Source organism: Flagellimonas flava, from assembly GCF_050617915.1.
Taxonomy (GTDB): Bacteria; Bacteroidota; Bacteroidia; order Flavobacteriales; family Flavobacteriaceae; genus Flagellimonas; species Flagellimonas flava_A.
The window spans coordinates 1-349 of record NZ_JBODQE010000025.1 but is presented as its reverse complement, the minus strand read 5'-3'; the positions used below and the strand labels follow the sequence as shown (position 1 = coordinate 349).

Genomic DNA, 349 nt, shown 5'->3' with positions numbered 1-349 from the left:
CGACGGCGGTGACTCCCGTTATGTCGTGAGTTTCACCACTCGGTCGTTCCCGCCGTCGGCGACGTAGACGGTCCGGTCGCTGTCCACTGCCACCGCGAGGGGGGTGTTGAGGCCGGTGAACGGTAGCACTGTCGAGGTGGTCGACCCGGCCAGGAGTTTGACCACCTGGTTTGTGTTGTGCTCGGTGACGTAGACGGTTCCGGCTTCGTCCACCGCGATGCCCCACGGTGCGGTGATATCCGTGAATGGCAGCACGACCTGGTTATTCGACTCGGCCTCTAGCTTGACAACCCTGTTGTTGTCGGTGTCGGTGACATAGACGTTGCCGGAGTTGTCGACGGCCACCCCG

At 62.8% G+C, this 349-nt stretch carries 1 pseudogene; it reads right to left on the bottom strand.

Going from position 1 to position 349, the window contains the following annotated elements:
- Window positions 1–18: 18 nt before the first annotated feature.
- Window positions 19–349: pseudogene (locus ACRHOZ_RS20825) on the bottom strand (hypothetical protein); the annotation flags it as partial.